This is a genomic window from Spiroplasma endosymbiont of Megaselia nigra, assembly GCF_003987485.1.
Lineage (GTDB): Bacteria > Bacillota_I > Bacilli_A > Mycoplasmatales > Mycoplasmataceae > Spiroplasma.
In genome coordinates this window covers 1-3905 of sequence record NZ_RCOO01000106.1, presented here as the reverse complement: position 1 = coordinate 3905, position 3905 = coordinate 1, and the positions used below count along the sequence as shown (strand labels likewise).

Below are 3905 nucleotides of genomic sequence, written 5' to 3'. Positions count from 1 at the left end.
ATTTTTCAGAAAAAACCTATTTTATTAAGTGTAAAAGATACTATCTAACGATTAATCCAATAAATATAAGTATTTTTACAAAATAAAAAGCACTTTATTTTTTTCAATAAAGTGCTACATTTGCATTTACAATTTACAATCGAATTAAAAAAAATAAAGCAAAAACTTTTACTGTTGAATTAGAAGAAACGGACCGGGATAGTATTATGTAAAGATAATTAAGGAGAACAGTTATGGATACCAAAAAAAAATTACCAACTTTTAAAGAAGTTTTTAAAAAAGAATGGCATCAACAAACAGTTAAAGATAAAACTCGCATTATAAAATTTATTGCAATTTGTATTGTGCCATTTTTATATGGCTTCTTTTGTGTTTGAGCTTTTTGAAATCCATTTCTTAAAACTGACCAAATTCCAATGGCAATTGTTAATCGTGATGCTAATTTATGTGTGATTTATAAACCCAAAAATGATAAGGATCAATCAATTGCTAATGCAACAGAAGTTCTTTATTTAACAGCAAAAGATGAAACAACTTGCTTAGCAACCGTTAAAGAAAATGAAATTGCACGTTATACAAGTATTAGTGATAATGCTATTGTGGGGCCACATTATTATGATAAGGAAAATGATAATGTTAAAATTAATATTAGTAGTATTACTTTAAAATTAAATTATTTTAAAAATGAAGCAACTGATTTTAATCCAACTGATAAATATTGAGTACAATTACGAATTCCAGAACATTATTCAAGCCATTTAATTAGTATTTTACGCAATATTGGGAGCAATATTTTAGATGCTGACCAGTTTTTGACAGATATTACATGAATAATAAATAATCCAATTAATCTTTGGGCTATTTATAAACAAAATTTTTTAATTGGTTATTTTGCGACAACATTTACAAATTTACGAGAAAGTTTTGTTCGCTAAGCAGTTCCACAATTAATTTTACCAATGCTTTATACAATTTTAGCTAATCCAGATGGTTCAGTTAACCGTTCTGTTTATCAAGAATATATTGAAAAAATTAATACAAGAAATTTAATAGATGAAACAAATAAATTAGTAACGGAAGGGAAGTTAACTACAGAACAAGGAAAAATTATTAATTCATTATTAAAAGTTTATGGAATTGTAAAAGGAAGAATGCTTTCATTTATTTTTGGTGCAGAAAATGTTGTTAGTAAAGAAAAATATTTTACGAATAGTGATGAGTTAGGGAAACATTTAAAGGATGTTGGTAATATAATTGATATTCCATATAATGTGCAAGGCCGTGAATATAACCAGTATGGAATTGGCTTGGGTGAATTATTTATGTTAATTGGTATTTGAGTTGGAGCTTTAACGCAAACATTTGTGTATGACCGTAAAGGAAGAACGAAAAATACTTTGTTTTACCAACACTATTTTAGTAAATTGTTATTAATGTTATTAACATCTTGGATTCAAGTAACATTAATGATGCTTTCCTTATTAATTTTAGGATTTGGCGAAATTGGGCCAGTTTATGTTTGACTGTGGCTATGGCTCTTATTTTTAGGATCAATTTTTAATATTATTATTTGTTCAATTTGATTAGCAGTTCCTGATGAAATGTTGGCTCGTTTTATTGCTGTTGTTTACTTAATTATTAATTTATCAGCAGGTTGAGGAACTTTTCCTTCCTTTATGCAAGGAAAATTCTTTGATATTTTATCGTATATAACACCCCTCCGCTATGGATTGCATAATATTGGAGCAATAATATATGGTTTATCATCGCCAACAACTGTAGGGATTAGTGAATATCAAATTGAAATTATTAAAAATATGGTAATTTTATTTATTTGAGTTATTATTTTTGCTACAATAGGGTTAGTAGGGACCTATTATCGTTTTTTAAAAATAAAATATGGGACATTCAAGATAAAAGTAATTTATGAAGTAATGAATCATATTGATAGTGTTAAAGATTATAAAAAAAATACTAGTACATTAAATTATTTGACAAAAGAAGAACAAACTTTAATAAAATCAGAGGTTTTTGCACAATTAGCGACAAAACAACAGAAAAATAAATTAAAAAAACAGCATAAATAATTAATTTTATTTTTAAATATTTTATCCTTTTGTTGTTAATGATAGTTTGAAATGTATTATTAAACTATCAATTTATTCCAAGAAAGGTATGACAAATGCATTTTAATTTATTACTCAGTTCAGACAATATTAATCCATTGCATGATTTTTTATCAATTTCAACCTGACAATCACTTATTAGTATTATTATTTTCTTTGGAGTGATGTTTTTGTTATGATTTTGAATTAAAAGAACAAAAATGCGATTTATTTTTTGTGTTTTATTAGGGTTAGTAATTGGTTTAATTTTTGGGATTATTATTCAAGCAATTAATGGTTTCCCATATAATGCAACGGAACCATCAGGGTCAATGATTAATCCAGGGATTCCAGATCAAAATAATCCGGATAAAACTATTCCAAATAATATTTATGTTTTATGAGTAGATGAGTTTTCAATTTGAGTTAATTTATTTAGAATGATTTTCTTAAATGCAATTTTATTAATGACTGTTCCTGTTGTATTCTTAGCAATTGCAAGAGCTGTTTCAAAACCAGGAAAAGATGCATCTTCACGAAGAGGAACAATTATTACAATTACTATTTTATTATTAAATGTTGCAGCAATGTTTATTATTACATTATTTATTGGGATTGCATTTAATATTGGTAGTGGATTTATAATTTCCGGAAGTGGGAGTTATGAAAAAGATGCATCAAAGCCATTGCCAGAAATTATTTGGAATTATGTTCCGTCTAATTTTGTACAACCATTTCTTTTAGCAACAATTATTCCCGTAATGGTAATTGCTGGTTTAATTGGGTTAGCTGTTAAAAAATCAACTAAGAGACATCCAGAAGATATGCAAAAGATTCGTGATGGTTTTGACCGTTGATGAACAGTTATTATGTCATGTTTAATGTTTATTATTAAATTAATGCCATATGCTGTAATGTCAATGATAACTTATGCTATTATTTCACGACCAATTGGATACTTAGCACACATTGGAATTATTGTTGGAGTTGGTTATTTATGTTTAATCATTGCTTTAATTTGGCATTCATTATTATTAACATTATCAGGAGTAAATCCATTTAAATGATGGAAGTTTTCTATCAAACCGGTAATTCAGGGTTTTACAACTCAATCTTCTAATGCAACTTTACCCGTAACAATGGAAGTTTTAAAAGATGATATAAAAGTAAAAGAGAATCTTGTTGGAATATCTGCTCCTTTAACCACAACAATGGGGTTAACTGCTTGTGCAGGTGTACAAGCAGGAATTATTGTTTCTTTTATTTCAACGGCTGGTTTATATGATTTAACTGTTGCTAATTTCTTTATTGTTTTATTGGTAGTAGTTGTCGCATCGTTAGGAATTGCTGGTGTGCCAGGGACAGCAAGTGTTGTTACTGCTGGTGTTTTAGGAGGAATTGGATTAGGAACATTGTATGTGCCAGTTTATGCAATTATTGGTGCTCTAGATGGTTTATTTGATATGGGACGAACAGCTGTCAATGTTGCGGGGGGATTACAAGCAACAACAATTGCTGCTCAGTTAACTAATTCATTAGAAAATGAAGACTTAATTCTTTTTAAATGGTCAAGATTGCGAAAAAAACGAAAACGGGCAAAAAGAAAAAACAAAGAATAAAGGCCTATTCCTTTGCACAGTTTCAAATAACTGAGAATTATTTTTTTAATTTAAAATGCTTTTTAATTCAAATTGAATTGGAGGCATTTTTAATTTTAAAACCCTTCTATAATTATTATACTCAACAATATAATTATCTATCATATTTTTTAGCTCATTAAAATTTTTGTATTTTGTTATA

The 3905-nt window shown here is 27.6% G+C and carries 4 protein-coding genes; 3 read left to right on the top strand and 1 reads right to left on the bottom strand.

Annotated features, from left to right (window positions below; translation table 4 throughout):
- Nucleotides 1-233 precede the first annotated feature (233 nt).
- From D9R21_RS08415 to D9R21_RS04830, 3 genes are all read left to right on the top strand, one after another.
- On the top strand, nucleotides 234-935 hold the full coding sequence (locus tag D9R21_RS08415; RefSeq protein ID WP_241568777.1) for a YhgE/Pip domain-containing protein: 702 nt from the start codon (nucleotides 234-236) through the stop codon (nucleotides 933-935).
- Nucleotides 936-959: 24 nt separating this feature from the next.
- Entirely contained in the window at nucleotides 960-2087 is a 1128-nt protein-coding gene (locus D9R21_RS08410) for an ABC-2 transporter permease (RefSeq protein WP_241568776.1), read from the top strand.
- Between the two features lie 95 nt (nucleotides 2088-2182).
- Nucleotides 2183-3724 carry a dicarboxylate/amino acid:cation symporter gene (locus D9R21_RS04830; protein ID WP_126821324.1) on the top strand — a complete coding sequence of 514 codons (1542 nt, stop codon included), beginning with the start codon at nucleotides 2183-2185 and terminating at the stop codon, nucleotides 3722-3724.
- A 45-nt stretch (nucleotides 3725-3769) separates the two neighbouring features.
- Here the strand turns inward: D9R21_RS04830 and D9R21_RS08675 are convergent, their stop codons facing one another.
- Nucleotides 3770-3904 carry an IS3 family transposase gene (locus tag D9R21_RS08675; protein ID WP_126820873.1) on the bottom strand — a complete coding sequence of 45 codons (135 nt, stop codon included), beginning with the start codon at nucleotides 3902-3904 and terminating at the stop codon, nucleotides 3770-3772.
- Between the last annotated feature and the right edge of the window lies 1 nt (nucleotide 3905).